General features: G+C 57.1%; 20 protein-coding genes. 11 read left to right on the forward strand and 9 right to left on the reverse strand.

From position 1 onward, the window contains the following. The first annotated feature begins 2 nt into the window (after window positions 1–2). From sdhA to brnQ, 9 genes are all read left to right on the forward strand, one after another. Window positions 3–1,778 (forward strand): succinate dehydrogenase flavoprotein subunit, encoded by a 1,776-nt coding sequence (gene sdhA / locus AC19YQ_RS10375; RefSeq protein WP_219261568.1) that lies wholly within the window; start codon window positions 3–5, stop codon window positions 1,776–1,778. Window positions 1,779–1,789: 11 nt separating this feature from the next. Beyond that, window positions 1,790–2,494: a succinate dehydrogenase iron-sulfur subunit gene (locus AC19YQ_RS10380; RefSeq protein ID WP_133078138.1), complete on the forward strand. Its 705-nt coding sequence runs from the start codon at window positions 1,790–1,792 to the stop codon at window positions 2,492–2,494. 259 nt (window positions 2,495–2,753) lie between these two features. Further along, window positions 2,754–5,585 (forward strand): 2-oxoglutarate dehydrogenase E1 component, encoded by a 2,832-nt coding sequence (locus tag AC19YQ_RS10385; RefSeq protein ID WP_019828558.1) that lies wholly within the window; start codon window positions 2,754–2,756, stop codon window positions 5,583–5,585. Window positions 5,586–5,626: 41 nt separating this feature from the next. Next, window positions 5,627–6,841, forward strand: a complete 1,215-nt coding sequence (gene odhB, locus AC19YQ_RS10390; protein WP_019828557.1) for a 2-oxoglutarate dehydrogenase complex dihydrolipoyllysine-residue succinyltransferase — start codon at window positions 5,627–5,629, stop codon at window positions 6,839–6,841. Window positions 6,842–6,946: 105 nt separating this feature from the next. Next, on the forward strand, window positions 6,947–8,383 hold the full coding sequence (gene lpdA / locus AC19YQ_RS10395; protein ID WP_500595072.1) for a dihydrolipoyl dehydrogenase: 1,437 nt from the start codon (window positions 6,947–6,949) through the stop codon (window positions 8,381–8,383). A 226-nt stretch (window positions 8,384–8,609) separates the two neighbouring features. Beyond that, window positions 8,610–9,776: an ADP-forming succinate--CoA ligase subunit beta gene (gene sucC / locus AC19YQ_RS10400; RefSeq protein ID WP_133078140.1), complete on the forward strand. Its 1,167-nt coding sequence runs from the start codon at window positions 8,610–8,612 to the stop codon at window positions 9,774–9,776. Next, window positions 9,776–10,657, forward strand: a complete 882-nt coding sequence (gene sucD / locus AC19YQ_RS10405) for a succinate--CoA ligase subunit alpha (RefSeq protein ID WP_019408932.1) — start codon at window positions 9,776–9,778, stop codon at window positions 10,655–10,657. Before sucC ends, sucD begins: the two co-directional genes overlap by 1 nt. 279 nt (window positions 10,658–10,936) lie before the next feature. Further along, window positions 10,937–11,836, forward strand: a complete 900-nt coding sequence (locus AC19YQ_RS10410; protein WP_500595073.1) for a zeta toxin family protein — start codon at window positions 10,937–10,939, stop codon at window positions 11,834–11,836. A gap of 489 nt (window positions 11,837–12,325) precedes the next feature. After that, the gene (gene brnQ, locus AC19YQ_RS10415; protein WP_133078141.1) at window positions 12,326–13,639 is read left to right on the forward strand and encodes a branched-chain amino acid transport system II carrier protein; all 1,314 of its coding nucleotides are present in this window, start codon (window positions 12,326–12,328) and stop codon (window positions 13,637–13,639) included. Between the two features lie 170 nt (window positions 13,640–13,809). Here brnQ and AC19YQ_RS10420 read toward each other — a convergent pair whose 3' ends face one another. Beyond that, window positions 13,810–14,079: a hypothetical protein gene (locus AC19YQ_RS10420; protein WP_133078142.1), complete on the reverse strand. Its 270-nt coding sequence runs from the start codon at window positions 14,077–14,079 to the stop codon at window positions 13,810–13,812. 233 nt (window positions 14,080–14,312) lie between these two features. Here AC19YQ_RS10420 and htpG point away from each other — a divergent pair, with 233 nt between their 5' ends. Both htpG and AC19YQ_RS10430 read left to right on the forward strand, forming a co-directional pair. Continuing rightward, window positions 14,313–16,217 (forward strand): molecular chaperone HtpG, encoded by a 1,905-nt coding sequence (gene htpG / locus AC19YQ_RS10425; protein WP_500595074.1) that lies wholly within the window; start codon window positions 14,313–14,315, stop codon window positions 16,215–16,217. Between the two features lie 58 nt (window positions 16,218–16,275). After that, window positions 16,276–17,004 (forward strand): dienelactone hydrolase family protein, encoded by a 729-nt coding sequence (locus tag AC19YQ_RS10430; protein WP_133078144.1) that lies wholly within the window; start codon window positions 16,276–16,278, stop codon window positions 17,002–17,004. 106 nt (window positions 17,005–17,110) lie between these two features. Here AC19YQ_RS10430 and trhP read toward each other — a convergent pair whose 3' ends face one another. The 8 genes from trhP to AC19YQ_RS10470 form a co-directional block, all read right to left on the reverse strand. Then, complete coding sequence (trhP, locus tag AC19YQ_RS10435) at window positions 17,111–18,451, reverse strand: prephenate-dependent tRNA uridine(34) hydroxylase TrhP (protein ID WP_339474169.1); 1,341 nt, start codon at window positions 18,449–18,451, stop codon at window positions 17,111–17,113. A gap of 65 nt (window positions 18,452–18,516) precedes the next feature. Further along, a complete protein-coding gene (locus AC19YQ_RS10440) occupies window positions 18,517–19,383 on the reverse strand; it encodes an aldose 1-epimerase (RefSeq protein ID WP_500595075.1) in 867 nt (288 codons plus the stop codon). A 27-nt stretch (window positions 19,384–19,410) separates the two neighbouring features. Continuing rightward, window positions 19,411–20,325, reverse strand: a complete 915-nt coding sequence (locus AC19YQ_RS10445) for an EamA family transporter (protein WP_133078147.1) — start codon at window positions 20,323–20,325, stop codon at window positions 19,411–19,413. Between the two features lie 147 nt (window positions 20,326–20,472). Further along, window positions 20,473–21,753, reverse strand: a complete 1,281-nt coding sequence (locus AC19YQ_RS10450) for a TRAP transporter large permease (RefSeq protein WP_339474165.1) — start codon at window positions 21,751–21,753, stop codon at window positions 20,473–20,475. Beyond that, window positions 21,754–22,281 carry a TRAP transporter small permease gene (locus tag AC19YQ_RS10455; protein ID WP_339474164.1) on the reverse strand — a complete coding sequence of 176 codons (528 nt, stop codon included), beginning with the start codon at window positions 22,279–22,281 and terminating at the stop codon, window positions 21,754–21,756. A 62-nt stretch (window positions 22,282–22,343) separates the two neighbouring features. Continuing rightward, on the reverse strand, window positions 22,344–23,327 hold the full coding sequence (locus tag AC19YQ_RS10460) for a TRAP transporter substrate-binding protein (protein ID WP_133078151.1): 984 nt from the start codon (window positions 23,325–23,327) through the stop codon (window positions 22,344–22,346). Between the two features lie 49 nt (window positions 23,328–23,376). Next, on the reverse strand, window positions 23,377–24,264 hold the full coding sequence (locus tag AC19YQ_RS10465; protein ID WP_500595076.1) for a glucurono-1,5-lactonase: 888 nt from the start codon (window positions 24,262–24,264) through the stop codon (window positions 23,377–23,379). Window positions 24,265–24,311: 47 nt separating this feature from the next. Then, complete coding sequence (locus AC19YQ_RS10470; protein ID WP_500595077.1) at window positions 24,312–25,139, reverse strand: NAD-dependent epimerase/dehydratase family protein; 828 nt, start codon at window positions 25,137–25,139, stop codon at window positions 24,312–24,314. Between the last annotated feature and the right edge of the window lie 12 nt (window positions 25,140–25,151).

The raw sequence follows: 25,151 nt of genomic DNA on the forward strand, positions 1-25,151 counted from the left end.
TCATGGCTAACACAGTTAATACACTTTCGTTCGACGCCATTATTATTGGCGGCGGCGGTGCTGGCATGCGCGCTGCTCTGCAGCTGGCACAAGGTGGTCACAAGACTGCCGTAATCACCAAAGTTTTCCCGACTCGTTCGCACACTGTATCGGCTCAGGGTGGCATCACCTGCGCGATCGCTTCTGCAGATCCGAACGATGACTGGCGCTGGCACATGTACGATACCGTCAAGGGTTCCGACTATATCGGTGACCAGGACGCTATCGAGTACATGTGTTCCGTAGGTCCGGAAGCCGTGTTCGAACTCGAGCACATGGGTCTGCCGTTCTCCCGTACCGAACAGGGTCGTATCTATCAGCGTCCTTTCGGTGGTCAGTCCAAGGACTTCGGTAAAGGCGGCCAGGCTGCCCGTACTTGCGCTGCAGCCGACCGTACCGGTCACGCGCTGTTGCACACCCTGTACCAGGCCAACCTGAAGGCCGGCACTGTATTCCTGAACGAATACTACGGTGTCGATCTGGTTAAGAACGAGGCTGGCGATTTCGTCGGCATGATCGTTATCTGCATCGAAACCGGTGAAACCTCCTACGTTCGCGCTAATGCCACCGTATTGGCGACTGGCGGTGCAGGTCGTATCTACTCTTCGACTACCAACGCTCTGATCAACACCGGTGACGGTATTGGCATGGCGCTGCGTGCTGGCGTGCCGGTACAGGACATCGAGATGTGGCAGTTCCACCCAACCGGTATTGCCGGCGCCGGTGTACTGGTTACTGAAGGTTGCCGTGGTGAAGGTGGATACCTGATCAACAAGCACGGCGAGCGTTTCATGGAGCGCTATGCTCCGAACGCCAAAGACCTTGCCGGTCGTGACGTAGTTGCTCGCTCGATGGTTAAGGAAATCATCGCGGGCAATGGTTGCGGTCCGGATGGCGACCACGTGATGCTGAAACTCGATCACCTGGGTGAAGAAGTTCTGCACAGCCGTCTGCCTGGTATCTGCGAACTGTCGAAAACGTTCGCGCACGTTGACCCGGTTCTGGCTCCAGTTCCAGTGGTTCCTACCTGCCACTATATGATGGGCGGCGTTGCCACCAACATTCATGGCCAGGCAATCACTCAGGACGCTGACGGCGTTGACCAGATCATCCCTGGCCTGTTCGCAGTGGGTGAAGTGGCTTGCGTATCGGTACACGGTGCCAACCGTCTGGGCGGCAACTCGTTGCTCGACCTGGTGGTATTCGGTCGTGCTGCCGGCCTGTTCCTTGAACAGACCCTGAAAGAAGGCGTTGATTACGCTCGTCCGCGCCAGTCCGACATCGACGCTGCCCTGGCACGTCTGGATGGCCTGAACTCGCGTACCGACGGCGAAGACGTGGCAACCCTGCGTAAAGAGCTGCAGAGCTGCATGCAGAACTACTTCGGTGTATTCCGTACTGGCGAATACATGCAGAAGGGCATTGCCCAGCTGGCAGATCTGCGCAAGCGCATTGCCAACGTGAAAATCAACGATAAGAGCCAGGCGTTCAACACCGCTCGTATCGAAGCCCTTGAGCTGCAAAACCTGCTCGAAGTGGCTGAAGCGACTGCAATCGCTGCTGAAGTTCGTAAAGAATCGCGCGGTGCTCACGCCCGTGAAGACTTCGAAGATCGTGACGACGTTAACTGGCTGTGCCACACCCTGTACTTCCCGGGTGACAAGCGCGTAGCCAAGCGTGCGGTGAACTTCTCGCCGAAAACCGTTCCGACCTTCGAGCCTATGGTTCGGACTTACTAAGGGTGGCCGATATGTTGAAAGTCAGTGTTTATCGTTACAACCCTGATCAGGACGCCGCTCCGTTCATGCAGGAATTCGAGGTCAATACCCACGGTAAAGACCTGATGGTGCTGGACGTACTGGCCCTGATCAAAGAGCAGGACGAGGGTTTCTCCTATCGTCGCTCTTGCCGTGAGGGCGTTTGCGGCTCCGACGGCATGAACATCAACGGCAAAAACGCTTTGGCATGCGTCACGCCACTGTCTGCTGTCGTTAAAGGCAACAAGCTGATCGTTCGTCCACTACCAGGTTTGCCGGTTATCCGTGACCTGGTCGTCGATATGAGCATCTTCTACAAGCAATACGAAAAAGTTAAGCCGTTCCTGCAGAACGATACTCCGGCTCCGGCCATCGAGCGTCTGCAATCGCCAGAAGAGCGTGAAAAGCTCGACGGTCTGTACGAGTGCATCCTGTGCGCTTGCTGCTCGACCTCGTGCCCGTCCTTCTGGTGGAACCCGGACAAGTTCCTGGGCCCTGCTGCACTGTTGCAAGCCTACCGCTTCCTGGCTGACAGCCGTGACACCAAGACCAGCGAGCGTCTGGCTTCACTGGATGACCCGTTCAGCGTATTCCGCTGCCGCGGGATCATGAACTGCGTAAACGTGTGTCCGAAGGGCTTGAACCCGACTAAGGCCATCGGTCACGTGCGTAGCATGCTGCTGCAAAGCGGCGTGTGATCCAAGGCTGTACCGCAGGACCGCTTCAACCGTAAATGCTGCGGCGCAGGCTTCAACCGGCGCCGTAGTTTTAACCTGAGCAACAGCTCAAAAGCTGCGGCTCTTATTTTGAAGAAATGAGACCAGCAGGGGCATCCGGGCTGGTACCCGGACTATCAGCGTGATCCTAAGTGGCTTGTTTTAGTCGCTGTATTCGGACTTTCTCAAGCATGCTCTGGTGTTCTCGTCGATGGTGTCCCCTAACCGAGGGTGACCAAGCATGCAAGAAAGCGTGATGCAGCGCATGTGGAACAGCGGCTATCTTTCAGGTGGTAACGCTGCCTATGTGGAAGAGCTCTATGAGCTCTACCTGCACGACCCTAACGCTGTGCCAGAAGAATGGCGCACCAAATTTCAGACGTTGCCTACTGACGGCAACTCTGCCAACGATGTTTCGCACTCCACAATCCGCGATCATTTCGTGCTGCTGGCAAAGAACCAGCGCCGCGCCCAACCGGTTTCCGCCGGGAGCGTGAGCAGTGAGCACGAGAAGAAGCAGGTTGAAGTGCTGCGATTGATCCAGGCCTATCGGATGCGCGGCCACCAGGCAGCCCAGCTTGATCCGCTGGGACTGTGGCAGCGTCCTGCACCTGCAGACCTGTCGATCAATCATTACGGCTTGACCAATGCCGATCTTGATACGACCTTCCGTGCCGGCGACCTGTACATCGGCAAAGAGGAAGCGAGCCTACGCGAAATTCTCGAAGCGTTGCAGCAGACATATTGCCGCACCATCGGCGCAGAGTTCACGCACATCGTCGATTCCGAGCAGCGCCACTGGTTTGAACAGCGCCTCGAAAGCGTACGCGGCCGCCCAACGTATTCGGCTGAAGTCAAAGGCCATCTGCTTGAGCGCGTGACTGCTGCTGAAGGTCTGGAAAAGTACCTGGGTACCAAATACCCGGGCACCAAGCGTTTCGGCCTGGAAGGTGGCGAGAGCCTGATTCCTTTGCTGGACGAGCTGATCCAGCGTTCGGGCAACTACGGCACCAAGGAAATCGTTATCGGCATGGCCCACCGTGGCCGTCTGAACGTATTGGTGAACACCTTCGGTAAAAACCCGCGCGAGTTGTTCGACGAGTTCGAAGGCAAGAAAAAGATCGAGCTGGGTTCCGGTGACGTTAAATACCACCAGGGCTTCTCCTCCAACGTCATGACCGGTGGTGGCGAAGTCCACCTGGCAATGGCGTTCAACCCGTCCCACCTGGAAATCGTTTCTCCAGTGGTTGAAGGGTCTGTACGTGCTCGCCAGGACCGTCGTAACGACAGCACCGGCGAAAAAGTACTGCCAATTTCCATCCACGGTGATGCTGCATTCGCAGGTCAGGGCGTGGTCATGGAAACCTTCCAGATGTCGCAAACTCGCGGCTTCAAGACGGGCGGCACCATTCATCTGGTGATCAACAACCAGGTGGGCTTCACCATCAGCAATCCGGAAGACTCGCGCTCCACCGAGTACTGCACGGACGTTGCGAAAATGATCCAGGCACCGATCCTCCATGTGAATGGTGATGATCCGGAAGCCGTTCTGTTCGTAACCCAGCTGGCTATCGACTACCGCATGCAGTTCAAGCGTGACGTCGTGATCGACCTGTTCTGCTACCGCCGTCGCGGTCACAACGAGGCCGACGAGCCAAACGGTACTCAGCCGCTGATGTATCAGCAGATCGCCAAGCAGCGCACTACCCGTGAACTGTATGCCGAACGTCTGACGCAAGAGAAAGTGGTGGACGCAGAACGCGTTCAGGCCAAGATCGACGAATACCGCAACGCGCTGGACAACGGTCTGCATGTTGTGAAAAGTCTGGTCAAAGAGCCGAACAAAGAGCTGTTCGTAGACTGGCGCCCATATCTGGGTCACGCCTGGACTGCGCGTCACGACACCCGTTTTGATCTCAAGACCCTGCAAGAACTGTCTGCCAAGCTGCTGGAAATTCCGGAAGGCTTCGTTGTTCAGCGCCAGGTTGCGAAGATCTACGAAGATCGTCAAAAAATGCAAGCCGGCGGCCTGCCGATCAACTGGGGTTATGCCGAAACAATGGCATACGCAACCCTGCAGTTCGAAGGTCACCCGATTCGCATGACGGGTCAGGACATCGGCCGCGGTACGTTCTCGCACCGTCACGCCGTGCTGCACAACCAGAAAGATGCTGGCACCTACATTCCTCTGAAGCACCTGTTTGAAGGTCAGCCACGTTTTGACCTGTACGACTCGTTGCTGTCGGAAGAAGCGGTATTGGCGTTCGAATACGGCTACTCGACCACCACGCCTAACGCGCTGGTGATCTGGGAAGCCCAGTTCGGCGACTTCGCCAACGGCGCCCAGGTTGTAATCGACCAGTTCATCACCAGCGGCGAGCACAAGTGGGGCCGTCTGTGCGGTCTGACCATGCTGCTGCCACACGGTTATGAAGGTCAGGGCCCGGAGCACTCCTCTGCACGTCTTGAGCGTTACCTGCAGCTGTGCGCCGAGCACAACATTCAGGTGTGCGTGCCGACTACTCCTGCGCAGATTTATCACCTGCTGCGCCGTCAGGTCATCCGTCCGCTGCGCAAGCCGCTGATCGTCCTGACTCCGAAGTCGTTGCTGCGTCACAAATTGGCAATCTCGACCCTGGAAGATCTGGCCGAAGGTTCGTTCCAGACCGTTATTCCGGAAATCGATGCACAAGATCCGGCGAAAGTCGGTCGCATCGTGCTGTGTAGCGGCAAGGTCTACTACGACCTGCTGGAAAAACGCCGTGCCGAAGGTCGTGATGACATCGCCATCGTGCGTCTTGAGCAGCTGTACCCGTTCCCTGAGGACGACTTGATTGAAGTCCTGGCTCCGTACAAAAACGCCAAACATATTGTCTGGTGTCAGGAAGAGCCGATGAACCAGGGTGCCTGGTACTGCAGCCAGCACCACATGCGCCGCATCATCAGCGGTCACGACAAATCTCTCGTACTTGAGTACGCGGGCCGTGACGCTTCTGCTGCACCTGCTTGTGGTTACGCATCGATGCACGCTGAGCAACAGGCAAAACTGTTGCAAGACGCGTTCACTGTTTAACGCCTTCGCGCACTGAAACCGAATTTAAGGAACCAAAGAACATGGCTATCGAGATCAAAGCCCCAACATTTCCGGAATCGGTTGCCGATGGCACCGTTGCCACCTGGCACAAACAACCGGGCGACGCTGTAAAGCGCGACGACCTGATTGTTGACATCGAAACCGACAAGGTTGTGCTGGAAGTGCTGGCAACAGCTGACGGCGTACTGGGCGCTATCGTCAAGAACGAAGGCGACACCGTTCTGTCCGACGAAGTTCTGGGCTCCATCGTTGAAGGCGGCGTTGCTGCTGCTCCAGCCGCTGCTGCACCGGCTGCTCAGGCTGCTGCTCCAGCTGGCGAAGGCGAAGACGATCCAGTGGCTGCGCCTGCTGCTCGCAAGATCGCTGAAGAAAACGGTATCAACATTGCTTCCGTTGCCGGTACTGGCAAAGGCGGTCGTGTGACCAAGGAAGACGTAGTTGCCGCTGTTGCTGCCAAAAAGGCCGCGCCTGCTGCTGCGCCTGCCAAGGCTGCCGCACCTGCCGCTGCTGCTCCGGTTTTCGCTGCTGGCGACCGCGTAGAAAAACGCGTTCCAATGACCCGCGTTCGTGCCACCGTGGCCAAGCGTCTGGTTGAAGCTCAATCGAACATGGCGATGCTGACCACTTTCAACGAAGTGGACATGACTGAAATCATGGCACTGCGTTCGAAGTACAAGGACCTGTTCGAGAAGTCGCACAACGGTGTACGTCTGGGCTTCATGTCGTTCTTCGTCAAGGCTGCTACCGAAGCGCTGAAACGCTTCCCGGCGGTCAACGCTTCGATCGACGGTTCCGACATCGTTTACCACGGCTTCGCCGACATCGGTGTTGCTGTATCCAGCGACCGTGGTCTGGTAGTTCCGGTTCTGCGTAACGCCGAACTGATGAGCCTGGCTGAAATCGAAGGCGGCATTGCTGCTTACGGCAAAAAAGCCCGTGACGGCAAACTGTCCATCGACGAAATGACCGGTGGTACGTTCACCATCACTAACGGTGGTACTTTCGGTTCGATGATGTCGACCCCGATCGTTAACCCGCCGCAAGCCGCGATCCTGGGCATGCACAACATCCTTCAGCGTCCAATGGCAATCAACGGTCAGGTCGTAATCCGTCCGATGATGTATTTGGCTCTGTCTTACGATCACCGCTTGATCGATGGCAAAGAAGCTGTAAGTTTCCTGGTAGCAATCAAAAACCTGCTGGAAGACCCGGCTCGTCTGCTGCTGGATATCTAATAGAAGCGGCTGCAAGCTTCAGGTGCCAGGCTGCGAGAAAAAGCAGCTTGGCTTTGGCTTGTAGCGTGCTGCTGACAGCTTGTAGCTAATAGAGGATCTATTTTCATGTCTCAGAAATTTGACGTTGTAGTGATTGGTGCGGGCCCTGGCGGCTACGTTGCTGCCATCAAGGCTGCTCAACTGGGCCTTTCGACTGCTTGCATCGAAAAATACACCGACAAGGAAGGCAAACTGGCGCTGGGCGGTACTTGCCTGAACGTTGGCTGCATTCCATCCAAGGCGCTGCTGGACAGCTCCTGGAAGTACCACGAAGCCAAGGATGCATTTGCCATCCACGGCATCACCACCGGTGAAGTGAAGATGGACGTTGCTGCGATGGTTGGTCGTAAAGCCAACATCGTTAAAGGTCTGACTTCCGGCGTTGCTACCCTGTTCAAGGCTAACGGCGTTACTTCCCTGCAAGGCCACGGCAAACTGCTGGCCGGCAAGAAAGTTGAACTGACCAAGCCAGACGGCACTGTCGAAATCATCGAAGCCGAGAACGTGATTCTGGCTTCGGGCTCGCGTCCGATCGACATTCCACCTGCTCCAGTTGATAACAACGTCATCGTTGATTCGACCGGCGCCCTGGAATTCCAATCCGTACCCAAGCGTCTGGGCGTTATCGGCGCTGGCGTTATCGGTCTGGAACTGGGTTCGGTATGGTCCCGTCTGGGTGCTCAGGTAACGGTTCTGGAAGCTCTGGACACGTTCCTGATGGCTGCTGACGCTGCCGTATCCAAAGAAGCCTACAAAACCCTGACCAAACAAGGTCTGGACATCAAGCTGGGCGCTCGCGTTACCGGTTCCAAGGTTAACGGCGAAGAAGTCGTTGTGACCTACACCGACGCCAACGGCGAACAGACCATCACCTTCGACAAGCTGATCGTAGCCGTTGGTCGCCGCCCGGTGACTACCGAACTGCTGGCAGCTGACAGCGGCGTGACCATCGACGAGCGCGGTTTCGTGTTTGTTGACGATCATTGCGCGACCAGCGTACCGGGCGTTTTCGCCATTGGTGACGTGGTACGTGGCATGATGCTGGCACACAAGGCATCGGAAGAAGGCATCATGGTTGTCGAGCGCATTAAAGGTCACAAGACCGAGATGAACTACGACCTGATTCCATCGGTTATTTACACTCACCCGGAGATCGCGTGGGTCGGTAAAACCGAACAGACCTTGAAAGCTGAAGGCGTTGAAGTTAACGTCGGCACCTTCCCGTTTGCAGCCAGTGGCCGTGCCATGGCAGCAAACGACACCGGTGGCTTTGTTAAAGTCATCGCTGATGCCAAATCTGACCGCGTACTGGGCGTCCACGTGATTGGCCCGAGCGCAGCAGAGCTGGTTCAGCAAGGCGCGATCGGTATGGAATTCGGCACCAGCGCTGAAGATCTGGGCATGATGGTTTTCTCCCATCCAACCCTGTCTGAAGCCTTGCACGAAGCAGCACTGGCAGTGAATGGCGGCGCCATCCACATTGCCAACCGCAAGAAACGTTAAGACCAGACAATAAGAAACCACGGCGGTTTGCCCGTCGTGAGCCTTGCTAGCAAGCCTCACCGCGGAACTTCCGCCGGACGCAGTCTTGTCTTGTTTGACTCAGGCCCGGCTCCGCTCACGCGGGTGTCGGGCTTGTAAAGGCAGCACAAGCAGCAGTCACAGGTGGTGCGGCACTAATAAAAGTGCAGCGCCGAATGCGCAGTACCTAACGAAGACGGTAAAAAGCATGAATCTTCACGAGTATCAGGGTAAGCAGCTGTTCGCTGAATACGGCCTGCCAGTATCCAAGGGTTATGCAGTAGACACCCCGGAAGCAGCCGCAGAAGCTTGCGACAAAATCGGTGGGACCGAATGGGTTGTCAAAGCCCAGGTTCACGCAGGTGGTCGCGGTAAAGCGGGCGGCGTTAAGCTGGTTCGCAGCAAAGAAGACGCTAAAGCATTCGCACAACAGTGGTTGGGCAAGCGTCTGGTGACTTACCAGACTGATGCCAATGGTCAGCCGGTCACCAAGATCCTGGTTGAATCGTGCACTGATATCGCTAAAGAGCTGTACCTGGGCGCTGTCGTTGACCGTTCCAGCCGTCGTATCGTATTCATGGCTTCCACCGAAGGTGGCGTGGATATCGAGAAGATCGCTCACGACACTCCAGAAAAAATTCTGAAAGCAACTATCGATCCACTGGTTGGCGCTCAGCCATTCCAGGGTCGCGAGTTGGCTTTCCAGCTGGGTCTGGAAGGCAAGCAAGTTACTCAGTTCGCCAAGATCTTCGTAGGTCTGGCCAAACTGTTCAAGGATCACGATCTGGCCCTGCTGGAAGTGAACCCGCTGGTTATCAAGGCTGACGGCGATCTGCACTGCCTCGATGCAAAAATCAACATCGACGCTAACGCCATGTACCGTCAGGCCAAGCTGAAAACTTTCCACGATCCGTCGCAAGACGATCCGCGCGAAGCGCACGCTGCCAAGTTCGAACTGAACTACGTAGCACTGGAAGGCAACATCGGCTGCATGGTAAACGGCGCTGGTCTGGCGATGGGCACCATGGACATCGTTAACCTGCATGGCGGCAAGCCAGCCAACTTCCTCGACGTTGGCGGCGGTGCTACCAAAGAACGCGTTACCGAAGCGTTCAAGATCATCCTGTCCGACAGCAATGTCGCTGCAGTACTGGTCAACATCTTCGGCGGCATCGTTCGTTGCGACATGATTGCCGAAGGCATCATCGGTGCAGTGAAAGAAGTCGGCGTGAAAATCCCGGTGGTTGTTCGCCTTGAAGGCAACAACGCTGAACTGGGCGCTAAAGTACTGGCAGAAAGCGGCTTGAACATCATCGCTGCTACCAGCTTGACCGACGCTGCTCAACAAGTTGTTAAAGCTGCGGAGGGCAAGTAATGAGCGTCCTGATCAATAAAGACACCAAAGTTATCTGCCAGGGCATCACTGGTTCGCAGGGTAGCTTCCACACCCAGCAAGCCATCGAATACGGCACCAAGATGGTTGGTGGCGTTACTCCGGGCAAAGGCGGCACCACTCACCTGGACCTGCCTGTTTTCAACACCGTGAAAGAAGCCGTAGCTGCCACTGGCGCAACCGCCAGTGTTATCTACGTACCGGCTCCTTTCTGCAAGGACTCCATCCTTGAAGCAGCTTTCGGCGGCATCAAGCTGATCGTTTGCATCACTGAAGGTATTCCTACCCTGGACATGCTGGACGCTAAAGTTAAGTGCGACGAACTGGGTGTTACCCTGATCGGCCCTAACTGCCCAGGCGTTATCACTCCAGGCGAATGCAAGATCGGCATCATGCCAGGTCACATTCACTTGCCAGGCAAAGTAGGCATCGTGTCGCGTTCCGGCACCCTGACTTACGAAGCTGTTAAGCAAACAACTGACGCCGGTTTCGGTCAGTCGACTTGCGTAGGCATCGGTGGTGACCCGATCCCTGGTTCCAACTTCATCGACATCCTTAAGTTGTTCCAGGAAGACCCGAAGACCGAAGCGATCGTAATGATCGGTGAGATCGGCGGTTCGGCTGAAGAAGAAGCGGCTGCCTACATCAAGGCACACGTGACCAAGCCAGTTGTTTCCTACATCGCTGGTGTGACTGCCCCTGCTGGCAAGCGCATGGGCCATGCTGGCGCAATCATCTCTGGCGGCAAGGGCACTGCAGACGAGAAGTTTGCTGCTCTGGAAGACGCAGGCGTTAAAACCGTGCGTTCGCTGGCAGACATCGGCAAGGCTCTGTCCGAGCTGACTGGCTGGGCAATCAAATAAGCCACGCGCTTAGCTGATAGCTACACCAGACAAAGGCCACCTTCGGGTGGCCTTTGTGCGTTTTGGCTGTTGGAGTTTCGTTGTCAAACACCTATGCATGGCTTCAGGTCGAAACAATTAACTTTATAGTTGATCCTGTACTCTTTACTGGCGCGGGAATAAACATAATGCGAGAGGGTGTTGCTGAAATATCCGCATGTATATTGGCTTTTTCAGTTTCTTGACTGGTTATTTATGGGGAATGAAAATCTTAACTTCTCAACTAATGGAAGTTAAAGCATGAAAGGCGTTTTTCCAGGAATGGTCGGCGTGCAAAAGTCCGCCAGTTTTCATGAGCTTCGGCAAAATCAAGTTTCTTCAGATCCCAGAAAAATAGAGTCATTGGGCAGTGAGGATAAACTCAAACTACTACAGACTGTTATAAAAGAATTAGCGGTCACTGCAACTTCTCAGAAAAACCCTGCGGCCCACATTGTCACCGGCCAGATGGGCGCTGGAAAATCAACGGCGATAAACAGTCTTTCAGCACAGTTCAAAGGTAACTGTGTGATCGTCGATTACGATGATCTGAAACGTTTTGTCCCTGGTTACGCTGAGGCGGCGCGAGCGGGTTATCCTGGCACTGTGCGCGGCAGCAAGGAGATAGCCCGCTATCTGGAGGAGGGTCTGCAAAAGCATGGGCTCGAAAACAGGCTCAACATGGTCATCCAGAAATCCATCAATAGTAGAAATCATGAAGTGCTGGCGGCAGCCAAAGCGTCCAAAGAACATGGTTACCGTGTATGCCTTAATATCCTGGCAGTTGATAAGGCCACCAGTACGATGGGTGTATTCTCACGGTATGAGTCTGGTCTCAAAGACATCAATGAACATAATGACTCACGGGATGGTGCCAGAAGAACACCCATGGATTATCACGATGATGCGTATGTCAGTACCTCGAACCCCGAACGATACGAAAGCCTTGTGCCTGAACTGGATGAAGTTGTAGTGAGTGGCAGGGCGGGTGAGGTTTATTATCGTGGAACGACAGATATATCACCTGGCAAAATTGTCGCGGCTATTGAACAGGGGAGGGAAAGTGGAAAGTTCGAACCCGTTCCATTGTTCGAGAAGCTGTCGTCACTTGTTTCGTTTAATGCGCAGTTCGCCAATCCAGAGCTAAGAGACAAAAAATAACTGATGGGCCATCGCCTGTCAGATACAAAACCCGCTTGACTGCGACACTGCTCAAGTGTGGGAGCGGGCTTGCTCGCGATGGTCGTTAACGATGCCCCACACTTACCTAATAAATACGACGCTCTGAAGACCATCGCGAGCAAGCCCGCTCCCACAGAGGCAAAAATCACTTACGTGAACAACATTGCACCTTCGGGTGGCCTTCGTGCCTACCCCATCGCGGCAGCGCCAACGCTGCAAAACCACATCAAATCAATTTTCGATGTCATCCAGGCGACAACTGCGTTCGTTCATCGGACAGTCCGCCCTCTAACAGTGCGTTGTAGGAAAAAAATCGGTAATCTTGCCGCCATTCTGCATTTCTGCGTGTGCATCCCAAAAGGAAGCCGCGCGCTAGACGGGTCGGACTTATACAGACCGACAGCATTTCCCACATCCGCACGGGAAATTCCCCTCTAAATTCCGATTCAGTAGTGTGGTATTTCCGTAATGAAAGTATTGAAAGGCCAGGACATCCTGGCACTTGGGTTTATGACTTTTGCCCTGTTCGTTGGGGCTGGCAACATCATTTTCCCGCCAATCGTTGGCCTGCAGGCTGGACCTAACGTCTGGATGGCCGCATTGGGCTTCCTGATCACCGCGGTAGGTCTGCCGGTGGTCACTGTTATTGCGCTCGCCAAGGTTGGCGGCGGAATGGACGCACTGAGCAGCCCGATCGGTAAAGTGGCTGGCGGCTTGCTCGCGGCTGTGGCCTACCTGGCTGTTGGTCCGTTGTTCGCCACCCCACGTACCGCCACCGTATCCTTCGAGGTCGGTCTGGCGCCGTTGACGGGTGAAAGCCCGCTGGCGCTGTTCTTGTACAGCTCGGTGTACTTCCTGATTGTGTTCTTCGTTTCGCTGTATCCGGGTCGTCTGCTCGACACGGTAGGGCGCTTCCTTGCACCGTTGAAGATCATCGCGCTGGCGATTCTCGGTATTGCCGCCGTAGCCTTGCCTGCGGGTGATATTGGCGTTGCGACTCCTGAATACGTCGCCGCACCCTTCTCCCAAGGGTTTATCAATGGCTACCTGACCATGGATACCCTGGGCGCGCTGGTGTTCGGCATTGTGATCGTGAACGCCATTCGTTCCCGTGGGGTTGAATCGCCGAAGCTGATTACCCGTTACGCAATCATTGCCGGCCTGATCGCCGGTGTTGGCCTTGCGCTGGTCTACATCAGCCTGTTCCGCCTGGGGGCGGGCAGCCATGAAGTGGCGGCGGGCGCAACCAATGGCGCGGCAGTACTGCACGCCTATGTACAGCATACGTTCGGTTCCCTGGGCAGCGGCTTCCTGGCTGTACTGATTGCCCTGGCTTGCCTGGTAACGGCCGTTGGCCTGACGTGCGCCTGTGCTGAATACTTCAGCACGGTGTTGCCACTGTCTTACAAGACTCTGGTGATTATCCTTGCGGTGTTCTCGCTGGCCGTGTCGAACCTTGGTCTGACGCAGTTGATCGCCTTCTCCATCCCGCTGCTGACGGCGATTTACCCGCCGTGCATCGTGCTGGTGGCGTTGAGTTTCTGCAAAGGCCTGTGGCATGCCCAGGCGCGGATCGTGGGTCCGGTGATGCTGGTGTCGTTCATCTTCGGTTCGATCGATGCGCTCAAAGGTGCAGGCCTGGCTGGCTGGATTCCGAGCCAGCTTGCGAATATGCCCTTCAGCGACCAGGGTTTGGCGTGGCTGGTGCCATGCCTCGTGACCTTGGTGGGCGCATTTATTTGCGACCGTCTGCTGGGCAAGCGTGCTGAAGCACTCGCGTAATTATTCGGTTCGCCAAAAGCGTTCCTGAATACCTGAAAAAGCCCTGCATCTCACGGATGCAGGGCTTTTTTTATGGCGCTGTGTTCGGGTATCGAAGCAAGAAATCTTGAGCCCGGGACACAACAAAGCCCGCACTTGGCGGGCTTTGTGTTACCTCACAAAAAGCCGTATTACTTGCTTTCTGGAGTTGCCACTGGAGCAGCAGGAGTAGCAGGAGCGGCTTCTTCAGCGGCGGCTTTGTTGGACTCGGCCTGAGCTTTGGCAGCTTCGGCGTTTTCTTTCGCCGCGTCGTTCACTTTGTCCTGGGCTTCAGACATTTTTTCTTGAGCTTGCTCAGCGTGCTGAGTGGCTTCCTGGGCTTTATCTTCGGACTTCTTGTCACACGCAGCCAGACCAAGGGTGGCAGCCAGCATCAAGGCAACAGCAAAAGTATTACGCATGGGGTGTTTCTCCTTATGAGTAGATCTACGGGGCGTTTGAGCATTGGCTCAATGCTTAAGTTCCATGCTTTCAGACATATATAAGTAAAGCATCCTGGGTCGAAACGGCTGGTAAAAAACCGATGCCTTGCCATCAGGCCTTGAAATTTGAACCTGAGCCCCCAACTTTCATGACATCCCGCCGCCAACCCACTAGGGCGTGGCTCATGCCATCCAATCGGAGTTTGATAACAATGAGCGTGGAAACTCAAAAAGAAACCCTGGGCTTCCAGACCGAGGTCAAGCAACTGCTGCACCTCATGATCCATTCGCTGTACTCCAACAAGGAAATTTTCCTTCGCGAATTGATCTCGAACGCCTCTGATGCTGTCGACAAATTACGTTTTGAAGCACTGTCCAAGCCTGAGCTGCTGGAGGGCGGTGCCGATCTTAAAATCCGTGTGAGCTTCGACAAGGACGCCAACACCGTCACCCTCGAAGACAACGGTATCGGTATGAACCGTGATGACGTGATCACCCACCTGGGTACGATTGCGAAATCCGGCACAGCTGATTTCATGAAAAACCTGACAGGCGATCAGAAGAAAGACTCGCACCTGATCGGTCAGTTCGGTGTGGGCTTCTATTCCGCCTTCATCGTCGCCGACAAGGTTGACGTCTACAGCCGCCGCGCCGGGACTCCTGCCAGCGAAGGCGTGCACTGGTCCTCCAAGGGCGAAGGCGAATTTGAAGTTGCCACCGTCGAAAAAGCTGATCGCGGCACCAAGATTGTTCTGCACCTGAAGTCCGGCGAATCCGAGTTCGCTGACGGCTGGCGCTTGCGCAACATCATCAAGAAGTACTCCGACCATATCGCCTTGCCGATCGAGCTGCCTAAAGAGCAAACCGTTGCCGAAGGCGAAGAAGCACCTGCGCTGGAATGGGAAACTGTTAACCGCGCAAGTGCCCTGTGGACTCGCCCTCGTACTGAAGTCAAGGACGAGGAATACCAGGAGTTCTACAAGCACATTGCCCACGATTACGAGAACCCGCTGGCCTGGAGCCACAACAAGGTTGAAGGCAAGCTGGAATACAGCTCGCTGCTCTACGTGCCGGCACGTGCTCCATTCGACCTGTACCAGCGTGAAGCGCCTAAAGGCCTGAAGCTGTACGTACAGCGTGTATTCGTGATGGACCAGGCCGAGTCGTTCCTGCCTCTGTACCTGCGCTTCATCAAGGGCGTGATCGACTCCAACGACCTGTCGCTGAACGTGTCGCGGGAAATCCTGCAAAAAGACCCGATCATCGACTCGATGAAGACCGCGCTGACCAAGCGTGTGCTCGACATGCTGGAAAAACTGGCGAAGAACGAGCCTGAGAAATACCAGGGCTTCTGGAAAAACTTCGGCCAGGTGATGAAAGAAGGCCCGGCTGAAGATTTCGCCAACAAGGAAAAAATCGCCGGTCTGCTGCGTTTCGCTTCGACCCATGGTGACGACGGCGAACAAAACGTTTCTCTGGTCGACTACCTGGCTCGCGCCAAGGAAGGTCAGGACAAGATCTACTACCTGACCGGCGAAACCTACGCGCAGGTCAAAAACAGCCCGCACCTCGAAGTCTTCCGCAAGAAAGGCATCGAAGTCCTGCTGTTGACCGACCGTATCGACGAGTGGCTGATGAGCTACCTCAGCGATTTCGACGGCAAGAGCTTTGTGGACGTGGCACGCGGCGACCTCGATCTGGGCAACCTGGACTCCGAAGAGGACAAGAAAGCTGCAGAAGAAGTGGCCAAGGCCAAAGAAGGTCTGGTTGAACGCATCAAGGCAGCCCTGGGTGAAAGCGTCAGCGAAGTGCGTGTATCACACCGTCTGACTGATTCCCCGGCGATTCTGGCCATCGGCGAGCAGGACTTGGGCATGCAAATGCGTCAGATCCTGGAAGCTAGCGGTCAGAAAGTGCCTGAGTCCAAGCCTATCTTCGAGTTCAACCCGGCTCACCCCCTGATCGAGAAACTCGATGCAGAGCAGAGCGAAGAGCGTTTTGGCGACCTGTCGCACATCCTCTTCGATCAGGCAGCCCTGGCAGCCGGTGACAGTTTGAAAGACCCTGCGGCTTATGTCCGTCGGCTTAACAAATTGTTAGTAGAGTTGTCGGTCTAACCGCGCTATAAAAACCCGCTTCGGCGGGTTTTTTTTGTTTTGAGCTCAGGAGTTTTTAATGAAATCAATTACGGTCAGTTCTGTGGCCTATCAAATCGACGGCCAACCTTACGAAGGCCGCCTCGCGTTTGACCCGAGCCGAGAAGATCCACTGCCGGGCTTGCTGATGGCGCCTAACTGGATGGGCATCAGTGCGGGTGCCGAAGAGATCGCCAAGTCGGTTGCAGAGCAAGGCTACGTGGTACTGATCGCGGATTTGTACGGCCAGGCCATCCGTCCGGGCAATGCCGACGAGGCGGGCGCTGCAATGATGCCGCTCAAGAATGACCGCGCCCTGTTGCGCAAGCGGATGTGGGCAGCGTACGACATGCTGAAAAATCAGGGCCTGGCCCAGGTCGACAGCAACAAGCTGGCCACCTTTGGCTTCTGTTTTGGCGGCTGCTGCTCACTTGAACTGGCGCGCAGCGGTGCACCACTTCAAGCGGCGGTGTCCTTCCACGGCAACCTCGACACGCCCAATCCGATCGATGCCCAGAGCATCAAGGGTGCGGTGCTGGTGTTGCACGGCGCTTCTGATCCGTTGGTGCCAAACGAACAGCTACCGGTTTTTGAGGCCGAGATGAATGCGGCAAGCGTGGACTGGCAATTGACCAGCTACGGCGGCGCGGTGCATTCCTTCACCGATCCCCACGCCAATGTGCCGGGCAAGATGATGTACGACGCCAAAACTTCCAGCCGTGCCTTTACGGCGATGCACAACCTGCTGGATGAAGTGTTCCGCGATTAATCGCAATCACCCAGTCTGTGGGAGCGGGCTTGCTCGCGATGCTGACGGCTCGGTCGTCAGACAAAACCGGGCGATGCTCTCGCGAGGAAGCCGGCTCCCACAGCGCTCACGCCGAGCGCTCCATCACTTCACTTACCGTCAAGTCCCGCATCAACAACCCGTACTTCAAGTCCACCTGCTCGGGGATCGGCAGGTACACCGTGTGGCCGTCACCCGGTGCAACCTGGGTCGGCAACCCCGCGCTGTTGTGTAACCGGTCGAGATCAAAGTGGTAGTTGCCGTGGGGGGTCATCAACTCCAGATGGTCACCCAGGGCAAAGCGGTTTTTGACCTTGACCTCGGCCAGGCCGTTGCGCCGTTCGCCGGTCAACTCCCCGACAAACTGCTGGCGGTGCGACAGCGAGCTGCCATGCAGGTAGTTTTGATATTCATCGTGGACATGGCGCCGCAAAAAACCCTCGGTGTAACCGCGCTGGGCCAGTGACTCCAGGTCCGTCATCAGGCTGCGGTCAAACTCACGGCCTGCCACCGCATCATCAATCGCCTTGCGATACACCTGAGTCGCCCGCGCACAGTAGAAGTGCGACTTGGTTCGGCCCTCGATTTTCAGCGAGTGCACGCCCATCCCGGTCAGCCGCGCCACATGCTGCACGGCGCGCAGATCCTTGGAGTTCATGATGTAAGTGCCGTGCTCGTCTTCGAACGCCGTCATCTGTTCGTCCGGGCGTTGGGACTCGTTGAGCACGAACACTTCGTCGGTGGGCGCACCCACGCCCAGGGTCGGCTCGACCACATTGACGATATTGCCCAGTTCGTTTTCCGTGGCCGGTTTGGCGTCGTATTTCCAGCGGCAGGCATTGGTGCAACTGCCTTGATTGGCGTCGCGCTTGTTCATGTAGCCCGACAACAGGCAGCGGCCCGAGTAGGCCATGCACAATGCGCCGTGGACGAAGATCTCCAGTTCCATGTCCGGCACTTGCTGGCGAATCTCTTCAATCTCTTCCAGCGACAGCTCGCGGGACAGGATGATCCGGCTCAGGCCTTGCTGGCGCCAGAACTCGACACTGGCCCAGTTGACCGTATTGGCTTGTACCGACAAATGAATCGGGACATGGGGGAAGTTTTTGCGCACCAGCATGATCAGCCCCGGGTCGGACATGATCAGGGCATCCGGGCCCATGGCGATTACCGGTTCCAGATCCTTGAGGAAGGTGCGCAGCTTGGCGTTGTGGGGGGCAATATTGACCACCACGTAAAAGCGTTTGCCCTGCGCCTGGGCTTCGGCGATCCCGATGGCCAGATTGGCGTGGTCGAATTCGTTATTGCGTACCCGCAAGCTGTAGCGCGGCTGGCCTGCATACACCGCGTCGGCGCCATAGGCGAAGGCATAACGCATGTTTTTGAGGGTGCCGGCAGGGGCGAGGAGTTCGGGCGGTGCAAGGCGCATAGTCAGGTCATTCGCAAAAAGGCGCGATATTAATCGAGCCTGAGTGCGGGATTATTGACCTGGATCTATGGGTTGAGTTTGAAGCTGACACTGATGTTCGTTGATTGGCCCTTATGCAATAACGTCAGCCCGGGGTGGCCGGGCAGGTGATGGGCATTGACCGGGTGGCTGACGGGTTCGAAGCAGAAAAAGTCCTCTCCCGGCGGGCAATACACCAGGCAGTAAGGGCTGCCCGTTGCCTGACAGCCCAGCGTATAGCCCAGGTCCGGCTGGCTGATCACTGCGTTGCCATCCCACTCGGTGAAACAATTGTCGAGCCGGGTGTGCGGCAAGGCGTTGCTCTGGTTGAAGTCCCATTCGATCGGCAGGGGCGCAAGCTCCGTGGGCAGGCCCTGGTCATCGCACAGCCAGACCTGAGCTGACTTTGCCTGCAATCGTGTGTTGGCGGTGCGCGGCAGATACGGGTGTAGCCCCAGGCCATGCCAGGCCGCGTGCTCGTCCTGATGGGTCACGCTCAGCTCGATACGCAGTTGGCCGTCGCTCAGGCTGTAACGCAGTTGCGCACGGTAGGCAAAGGGGACGGTGCTGTCGAGTTGCAGGCAGGCATGGTGCGGGCTGTGCTCGGTCACGCTCCAGGCCTGCTGCCATGCACTGCCGTGGATGGGCAGCAGGCCTGGAGGATTGTTGGGCTGCAAGGCGAACCAATGGCCTGCGCCTTCGAAGCCGCCATCCCCGATCCGGTTCGACCAGGGCACCAGTGGATAACAGGCCAGCTGGTTGGCCGAGTTGCTGTCCAGGGCATCGGCTGCACTTGGGCGAAACAAGGGCTGGCCGCTGGCAATGATGCTCCAGTCAAGAATGCTGCCGCCTATGTGCGGTGCCAGAGTCAGACGGGTCAGGCCGTCTTCAAGGGTCAATGTTTCTGTGGGCATGGGGCTCTACCGTTAGGGAATGACAGATCAATCGGTGGCACGGCGCCAGGTCAGCATCACGATACCCGCGACCACGATCAGGCCGCCGATGATTTGGCCGCTGCTGAGCAACTGGTCCAGGATCAGCCAGCCAAACAGCAGGCTTGCCACTGGCTCAACGTTCATCACGGGTGCGTTGCGGGCCATGTTCAGGCGCGTCATGCAGATAAACAACAGGCAGAACCCTAGCCCATAAAGCGCCACCAGGCAGGCCAGAGCTGTCCAGCCGGTGGACGAGGAGGGCAGCGACACGCCGCCGGGCAGCACACCGCTGACCCCGGCCAGGGCCGCTGCGCAAAATACAATCAGCATGGTCAGCATGCTGCGCACCGTGCCACGCAGGCTCGACAGCTTGTGATCGGTAATCCAGAGCGCACAGGCGAACACGGAGGCCGCGGCGAACCCGAACAGAATGCCTTCGAGCCATTGCGCTTCGGTGGTGCCCTGATTGGACAGGCGCTCAGGGACGTCCAGCGCAAAGACCAGGCCGCACATGATCAACCCCATGAGCAGCGCCGCTCGCCGTGTCGGGGCTGCACCGCCCAGGGCCCAGGTCAGCAGCACCAGCAGGATCGGCGCCACGTTGGCAATCAACAGCGCCAGTGCCACGGGAATCCGTGCCACGGCCGAATAGATAAAGAAACTTTGTGCCGCGATCAGCAGCCCCAGCAGCACTTGCCAGCGCCAGTTGGCAGGGGTCAGGCGCGGGCGTTCGCGTTGCCACAGCACCAGGCTGGTCAACACCAGCAAGGTCACGCCAGCGCGGCACAGAATGGCCAGTAGCAGGCCTGTGTCGTGGTCGAAGGCGATGCGGGCGGCGATATGGTTGCCCGCGAATGCGCAGGCCAGCAGGACCAGAATCAACACGGCGATATGGCGGGGGAACAAAGCAGGAGCAGACATAAGTAACCAGCCTCCTTGGCTGGAAATAAAGCCTCTTGGATAAGCATTGTGGGAGCGGGCTTGCTCGCGATGGGATCGCTGCGGTGTATCAGGTACACCGCGTCGTCTGCATCGCAAGCAAGCCCGCTCCCACGGGCAGGGGACGGGTTACAGCACCAGGTTTGGCAACCACAGCGAGATGGCCGGAACGTAGGTCACCAGCATCAGCACCATGAACAGCGCCACGTAGAACGGCAGCAGGGCTTTAACCGTGTTTTCGATGGTGACTTTACCCACGGCAGCGCCCACGAACAGCACTGCACCTACCGGCGGTGTAATCAGTCCGATCCCCAGGTTGACCAGCATGATCATGCCGAAATGCACGGGATCAACGCCGATGCCGATGATCACGGGCAGCAGGATTGGCGTCAGGATCAGAATCAGTGGCGCCATGTCCATCACGGTGCCCAGCAGCAGCAACATGACGTTGATGCACATCAGGATCACGTAACGGTTATCCGACAGCGTCAGGAACGCTGTGGTGATCTTCATCGGGATTTCCATCAGCGTCAGGATGTAACCGAAGCTGGCTGCAAAACCGATCAGGATCATCACGATGGAAATGGTGCGTACCGCCCGGTGCATCAGCTTGGGCAGGTCGCGCCATTTGTAGTCGCGATAAATGAACATGGTGACGAAGAACGACCAGACCACCGCAACGGCTGCCGACTCGGTGGCGGTGAAGATGCCTGTCAGGATCCCGCCGAGGATGATGACCATGGCCATCAGGCCCCACATCGCTTCACCGGCGATTTTCAGCGCCCGGCGCAGCGGAATCACTTCACCCTTGGGGTAGTTGCGCTTGCGCGCAAAGATCATGCACAGGCCCATCATCACGGCGCTGAGCAGCAATCCCGGCATGATGCCCGCCATGAACAGCGAAGCGATCGACACCGTACCGCCAGCGGCCAGCGAGTACAGCACCGAGTTGTGGCTCGGCGGTGTGAGCAGGGCTTGTACCGAACCGCTGACCGTCACTGCCGTGGAGAACTCGCGGGGGTAGCCGGCACGCTCCATCTCTGGAATCAGTACCGAACCGACCGACGCCGTATCAGCCACGGATGAGCCGGAAATCGCGCCGAAAAAGGTCGAGGCCACGATGTTGACCAGTGACAGCCCGCCCCGTACGAAGCCCACCAACACCCCGGCAAATGCCACCAGCCGGCGTGACATGCCCCCTTCGGCCATGATCGCCCCCGCCAGTACGAAGAACGGGATAGCCAGCAGGGAGAATTTATTCACGCCCCCAGCCACCTGGATCATCAGAGCGTCGAAAGGAATATCGATCCACCAGGCGCCGACCAGTGCCGACAGGCCCAGCGCGTAGGCGACCGGCATGCCGAGAAGGATCAGGGCGATAAAGCTGCCCAACAATACGAAAGCGTCCATTTATACGGCCTCTTCGCTGGCTTCTACGATGTCGAACCGCACGGCACGGCGGTGGCTCTGGTCGCCCAGGAACAGTTTTTCCAGGACGAAGCAAAGGGTTATCAGGCCGCCAATCGGGATAGGTAGATAGGAGATGCCAACCCGCACGGATGGCATCTCACCAATGAACTGATTCCAGGTGGTCGCACACAATTTGAACCCCTTCACGGTCATGAACAGGCAGACGATCACCATCAGTATTTGCACCAGCACGGCGACCTTGGGGCGGATGTGCCCGGGCATCCGTTCCACGGCCATCGCCACGGCCATATGGGCCCCGGCGCGGTAACTGGCGGCGGCCCCGAAGAAGGTGAATACCACCATCAATAAAATGGCGGTGGGCTCGGGCCAACTGGAGCCGGTCCCCAGCACGTAGCGGGCAAAGATGCCCCATGGAATGATCAGGGTCATCGTCAGTACCGACAGGCCGGCAATCCCGATACACACCCGGTACAACATGTCGTTAAAGCGCAGCACGGTATTTTTCATGGGGCTCACCACTGCGGCGGAAAACGGGCTGGAGCCCGTCACCGCGGCATTATCGGACTGACTTATTGAACGGCTTCAATACGGGAGATCAGGTCTTTGTAGTCAGCGCCATACTTGTCACGCACCGGCTGAGTCGCGTCGTAGAAGGCTTTTTTCTGTTCTGGCGTGAGGGTGATGAACTCAACACCACCGGCCTTGAGTTTGGTGACGCTTTCGGCGGATTTTTTGTCCCACAGCTCGCGCTCTTCAAACTGCGCCTCGCGGGCAAGTTTCTGCACCAGGGCTTGCTGCTCCGGGTTGAGCTTTGTCCAGGTGGATTTGGCGATCACGATCGGCTCGGGCAGGATCAGGTGATCGGTCCAGGTGAAGTACTTGGCGTTCTGGTAGTGGTTGTGTTCAAGAAAGGTAGGCGGGTTGTTCTCTGCGCCATCGATCACGCCGGTCTGCAGGGCGCTGAAGATCTCGCCGGTGGCCATGCCGATACCATTGCCGCCCATGTCGTTGATGGTCTGGATAAATACCGGGTTGCCCTGGACGCGGATTTTCATGCCCTTGAGGTCGGCAATTTCGCGCACGGGCTTCTTGGTGTACAGGTTGCGGGTTCCGCCATCCATCCAGGCCAGCGCGACCATGTTGAAGTCGGAGTTGGTGATTTTATCCAGCATCTCCTGGCCAATTTCACCGTCGATGATTTTGCGCATGTGGGCCTGGTCGCGGAACACGAACGGCAGGTTGAACGCATTGGTTTCCGGCACGACCGGCCCGAGGATGCCCAGGCTGACACGGGTCATCTGTATGGCGCCGGACTGGAGTTGCTCGACCACCTCTTTCTCGGAGCCCAGTACGCCACCGGCAAACATCTTGAAGGAAATATCGCCGTTGCTCTGGGCCTGAAGCTTCTTGCCCATTTCCTGTTCAGCGACCACAGGCGGATAACCGGTGGGGTGAACCTCGGCGAATTTTATTTTGATTTCGGCCTGGGCCATGCCTGAGAGGCAGAAAGCCAGCGGGAGCGCAGCGATAAGCAAGGTGCGTTTGAAATCCATGGGTCACTCCACATATTGTTTTTGTTATTTAAAGGTGTTGGATCAGCAATCAGTGATTGAAGGCGGGCTCCGGCAGGCCTTTGACGCCTGGCCTGAGGGCAAACACCCCGCCTGCCAGCGGTTGGTCGGCGAGATCCCCGGCAGGGCGAATCGAGGTCACAAACAGGGTGTCCAGATCTGCGCCGCCAAAGGCGCACATCGCGGGTTTTTTGACGGGTACGGCCAGGGAGCGGTCGAGCTTGCCTTCAGGGGTAAAGCGATGGATCAACCCCGCATCGTTGCCGCAGATCCAGTAGCAGCCATCCGCGTCGACGGCGGCGCCATCAGGGCGGCCTGCCTGTTCGGTCATGTCCACGAACAGGCGGCGGCCATGGGGCGTGCCGGTGTCGGTGTCGTAGTCAAACGCCCAGATCTTTTGCACATCGGGATGTGAGTCCGAGAGGTACATGGTTTTGCCGTCCGGGCTGAACGCCAGGCCGTTGGGTACGGTCAGTCCTTCAAGTTGCGCCGTGAGTGGCTCTTGCTGGCCCGCGCTGTAGCGATACATCGCGCCTACCGGCGCCCCTGCGGCCATGTTCATCAGCATGGTGCCGGCCCAGAAGCGTCCCTGGCGGTCGCAGCGGCCATCGTTAAATCGCATCCCTGGCAGGGCGTGGGTCACGCTGGCCAGCAGGCGACTGTCGAGGCTGCCATCGGTGTGGGGCGTGATGGCGAACAGGCCGTTCTCCATACCGGCGATCCAGCTGCCATTCCCTGCCTGAGCAATGCACGCGAGCATTTGCGAGGCTTGCCAGCTTTGGTTTTTGCCATCGGCGGGGCTCCAGCGGTGCAGGCGTTTTTCCGGGATATCCACCCAGTAAAGTGCCTGTTGCGCAGTGCTCCAGACCGGGCTTTCGCCGGTGGCGTTGCGTGCATCCAGAATCAGTTCAGCAGTCATGGCGGCTCGATCCTTGTCCGTATTCAGTGGTGTGCCCAAGGAGCGGTTTACTCGTCCCCGAACGGACCTGCCGCAACGAAGGCCCCGCCCTGGTAAACCATGGCTGGATCGTTGGCCGCAGGCATAGGCTGGGCGTCGATCTTGGCGCGGAATACTTCAGAGGTGTCCCTGGGCTCAAAACCCAGGTGGGCGGCAAAGCGGTTGTCCCACCACACGTTGAGGTTGTTGGAGGCGCCATAGACCACGGTGTGGCCGACATTGGGGGTGTACAGCGAGCGCTCGATCAACTGCGTGAGGTCGGCAAAGCTCAGCCAGGTGCTCATCATCCGGCGGTTTTGCGGCTCGGGGAACGAGGAGCCGATGCGGATGCTGACGGTTTCGATGCCGTAGCGATCGAAGTAGAAGGTGGCCATGTCTTCGCCGTAGGACTTGGACAGACCGTAATAGCCGTCCGGACGTCGCGGGGAGTGGGCATCCAGGGTTTGGTCCTGCTTGTAGAACCCGATGACATGGTTGGAGCTGGCGAAGATCACGCGCTTGACACCATGACGGCGTGCGGCTTCGTAGATATGGAAAATACCGCTGATATTGGGGCCCAGAATCTCTTCGAACGGACGCTCTACCGAGACCCCACCAAAGTGCAGGATGGCGTCTACGCCTTCAACCATCTGGTGAACAGCGTGCTTGTCGGCAAGATCACAGAGGACTATTTCTTCGTGGTTATCGGCCGCGGGTGCTATTTGGGCTATATCAGAGAGTCGCAACACCTTCGCGTAGGGCTTGAGGCTTTCGCGCAGTACCTTCCCCAGACCGCCGGCTGCACCGGTGAGAAGAAGGCGATTGAAGGGGGTTTGGACAGTACGTGTGGTTGTCATCAAAAATCCCTG

The organism is Pseudomonas sp. MF06569 (assembly GCF_059862735.1).